Annotated in this window: 1 protein-coding gene; it reads right to left on the minus strand. The window is 68.2% G+C overall.

Annotated elements, in window-relative coordinates; translation table 11 throughout:
- On the minus strand, positions 1-214 hold a 214-nt coding region (locus QQM72_RS40795), incomplete at its 3' end, for a hotdog family protein (RefSeq protein WP_314225850.1).
- Between the last annotated feature and the right edge of the window lie 41 nt (positions 215-255).

The raw sequence follows: 255 nt of genomic DNA on the forward strand, positions 1-255 counted from the left end.
CCTCCCCGACGGTCATCTGAACGGCTCTGCCACCACGCAGCGGCAACAGCACGGGCCGGTCCACGGTCAACTCCTCGACCACCGGACTGCCCACCTCGTCACCGAACCGGATGGCCAGCTCGACCAACGCCGCGCTCGGCACGACGACGACATCACCGACGGTGTGATCACCCAGCCAGGGGTGCCCGTCCACCGACCACCGCGAGGTGGTCATGAAACCACCGGAATCCGGCCGGCCAACGACCGCGCCGATAA

Source organism: Streptomyces zaehneri (genome assembly GCF_032248645.1).
Lineage (GTDB): Bacteria > Actinomycetota > Actinomycetes > Streptomycetales > Streptomycetaceae > Streptomyces > Streptomyces coriariae.